This window comes from Bacillus sp. JJ1764 (assembly GCF_036962145.1).
Classification (GTDB): Bacteria; Bacillota; Bacilli; order Bacillales; family Cytobacillaceae; genus Neobacillus.
On sequence record NZ_JBALNY010000172.1, the window covers coordinates 1 to 3,679 of the forward strand.

Here is a 3,679-nt window from a genome sequence, read left to right on the forward strand (position 1 = left end):
TTCCACATACAGCCCTTTTGCCAAAAAACCGTGAAAAAATCATTGCGAAAATTATTTCTATGCTAGAGAACGATTGGCTGACTAAAGAAAGCATTCGTGAAAAAATCGATTCATTCCACTTGACCAAACGAATTTTTGGAGTGGTCGAAAAAGAAATCAATGAAGAGCCTGCAAAAAAAAATATCATTATCGGGGTCAAGCATCTCATTAAAATGATAAAAATTGAAAAAGTGGCTCCCATTGTAGAAAAGGAATTAAAAGACCAACTTCATCAATTGGATGTACAGAATTATTTCCCGCTACTTATTGACCAGGTTTCTGCACGAAACTATGATGAAAAAACATTAGACTTTGTTTTAAAGGAGATAAATGACTGGGCCAATCGGGAGGATACGAAATACCGTCTTGGCGGCATGGCTGTAGAAATGATTGAAAATATTAAAGCAGATGGATTCATGCAATTTGCTTTACGATCCTTTAGTAATTTGGTAAATGAAGAAAAGCTGGGTAATATTATTCAAAGCTTGATTCTTAAAGGGGTCGATAGTTATCGAGATCCATTTAACCAAAACCGGCAAAATTTACTTCATCATATCCAACAAAAGCTCCAAAATTTGAAGACGGATGAAAAACTATACCAGGAATTAGAACAATTTAAACAGCACCTCATTACTAATTGGGATCCAGAACCTAAAATTATCGAATTATTAACACAGGCCCAAGAAAAAGCAATCATGTATGTGGAAGAACCTAGTTTCTACGAAGAATACCTATTGCCAATGATGATGGATGGACTAAATGGTTTACAAGCTGATGAAGATAAGATGGAAAAACTAGAGGCTTGGCTAAAGCAGCAAATCTCAGCCTTTGTCGATAAAAATCATTCTAAAATTGGTAAACTGGTCGAAGAAAATCTTAATAAATTAGATAACAAAACTCTGATTCACATGATAGAGTCAAACGTTGGAAAAGATTTGCAATGGATCCGGGTTAACGGAGCTGTTTGCGGCTTTTTGATTGGCCTTGTCTTAGTAGGTATTAAAGCTTTGTTCTAAAACACAAATAATCCCCTCAGGCTCCTGAGGGGATTATTTGCTTATTAAATGGATGCTAATTCTTTTTCTAATGCTTTTTCTACAGGTACATAGTTATAGCCTAAGTCTTTTGCAACTGCCTCATAAGTGATTTCTCCGTTAGCAACGTTGACACCTAATTTTAATGCCGGATTATCAACAATAGCCTTAAAGACCCCTTTATTAGCGATTTGCAGTGCATATGGTACAGTCACGTTTGTTAATGCGATTGTAGATGTCCGTGGTACGGCACCAGGCATATTGGCAACGGAATAGTGAATCACTCCATGCTTCTCAAACGTTGGGTTATCATGAGTCGTTACATGATCAATTGTTTCAACGATACCGCCTTGGTCGATAGCAACGTCAACAACAACGGATCCTGGTTTCATTGTTTTAATCATTTCTTCAGTCACAAGCTTCGGAGCTTTTGCACCAGGAATTAACACAGCGCCAATTAAAAGATCTGCTTCCGCAACAGCTTCCGCAATATTATATGGATTAGACATTAACGTTTTAATTTGATTTCCGAAAATATCATCAAGCTGGCGTAAACGATCTGCGCTCAAGTCGATAATCGTAACATCAGCACCTAAACCAATAGCCATTTTAGCTGCGTTAGTACCAACAATCCCACCGCCGATGATGGTTACTTTTCCACGGTTAACCCCAGGTACACCTGCAAGAAGGATTCCTTGGCCCCCATTATTTTTTTGAAGGAATTGTGCTCCAATTTGAGCTGCCATGCGGCCAGCTACTTCACTCATTGGTGTTAATAACGGCAGAGTTCTGTTAACAGCAACGGTTTCATAAGCAATGGAGATAACCCCACTATCCTTTAGTGCCTGTGCTAATGGCGGCTCCGCTGCAAGGTGTAAATAAGTGAATAAAATTAATCCTTGACGGAAGTATTTATATTCACTCACAAGAGGTTCTTTTACCTTCATAATCATGTCGGCTCTTGTCCAAACTTGTTCAGCACCATCTAGAATTTCAGCACCTGCTTTAGCATAGTCCTCATTTGTGAATCCGCTTCCAAGGCCAGCGTCTTTTTCCACTAAAACTGAGTGACCGGAGTTCACGAATGACACAACTCCCGCTGGGGTAAGTGCTACCCGATTTTCGTTGTTTTTAATTTCTTTAGGTACACCAATAAACATTTCCCTGATTCCTCCCTAAATTCACAATAAGTAACATAATATGGATACAGTATAAAATGATTGTTTGTGAATTTCTTTGTTAAGAAAGGAAAAAGATTTAATTTCTTTTTGGGAAATTTCACAAAAAGTTCAATTCCCCTGATATTTCTCCAGCTTCAAATCAATAAATAAATTCATTTTTTGATTTGGATCCTTAAAATTGATATCACCGATTTCGGCAATCCGTTTCAAACGATAAGTTAAAGTATTGGCGTGAACATTAAGTTCTTTTGCAGCATCATGGATATTTTGGTCGCTATTTAAAAAGACCTCCAGTGTTTCGGCCAGATTGCTTTGATGCCTAAAGTCATAGTCATGCAGTTTCTTTAAGGAATAATTTTCGTATTCTCCATTTTTTCTTTTTTCAAGAAGAAGTTCAAAATACTGATATATTCCCAATTGATGATAGCTGTTAATTTCCCTTGTCTCATTTGGAAATTTATTTTTGATTGCTAAGACAGATCGTGTTTCCTTATACGCTTTTCGGATTTTTTGATAATCTTCATAAACACCGCTATAAACGGGTGTGATCCCGTTTACTCCATAACGATCATTTAACTTAGAGATAAAGTTCTCACTAAAATGTTGCAGTTCTTGTAATGGATACTGAATGTTGTCAGCAGAAACAAGTAAGATTAACTGATTATGATCAATCGTATAAAGAACTATTTTTAAGCGCTGATTTGTTTTTAACAAGTAGATAATGTTTTGTTCATCTTTTCCGCCAATTTCCTGTTGAAATTGAAAAACAGCTATAGCAAAAGAAGCGGCGGGAGAAATTTTTAACGTTTGGAAATTCTCGAATATTTCATTGGTTGATGTTAGGTGTCCTGTTAATAGCTTCCAGAAAAATTCTTGAAACCGCTCATCTTTATTGCTTTTTCTGGTGCGAAGCTGAAGGAGTTTATTCTTGACTGCATCAGCAGCCTTTTTTAACAATTTAAAATCCACTTCTGATAATGTCTTATCAATTTCTAGGGCCCAGATAAACCCTAAAACTTCTTCATGCTTCCAAATTGAAATGGCTACTCTGCTTCCAAGTCCTATATCATTCATGGTTTTCACCCGAATCGGATCTCTTGTTTTGAGAAGAGCTGGAATGGTTCCTTCTTTCCAAAGCTGGTTGATTACCTTTTCTGGCACTCTTCTTCCAATAATCGTTGATATTCTGGCCGGATCAGTTCGTTCATCATGCGTACTGTAAGCAAGGAGACGGTGATTTGCATCTTCAATCGTTATCGGGCATGTCAACACCTGACTAATAAGATCGGCAAATTCATCTAAACTATCAAATGAAATCTTAAACGGGTCATGTTGGTTAAAAGACATATAATGTCCTCCATTTTACTATAAGAATAATTTTATTGTGAGAAAAGTTTTCGGTGCTTTGTTTAATTTTACAAAAAA

General features: G+C 36.8%; 3 protein-coding genes. 1 reads left to right on the forward strand and 2 read right to left on the reverse strand.

Translation table 11 applies throughout. From position 1 onward, the window contains the following. Positions 1-1,055, forward strand: a 1,055-nt coding sequence (locus V7083_RS20270) for a DUF445 domain-containing protein (protein WP_335481324.1), incomplete at its 5' end; no start/stop codon positions are given. Between the two features lie 44 nt (positions 1,056-1,099). On the opposite strand, the gene ald is transcribed toward V7083_RS20270, so the two are convergent. Together ald and V7083_RS20280 are read right to left on the reverse strand one after the other, a co-directional pair. Next, on the reverse strand, positions 1,100-2,233 hold the full coding sequence (gene ald, locus V7083_RS20275) for an alanine dehydrogenase (protein WP_335481325.1): 1,134 nt from the start codon (positions 2,231-2,233) through the stop codon (positions 1,100-1,102). 129 nt (positions 2,234-2,362) lie between these two features. Further along, positions 2,363-3,601, reverse strand: a complete 1,239-nt coding sequence (locus V7083_RS20280; protein ID WP_335481326.1) for a PucR family transcriptional regulator — start codon at positions 3,599-3,601, stop codon at positions 2,363-2,365. Between the last annotated feature and the right edge of the window lie 78 nt (positions 3,602-3,679).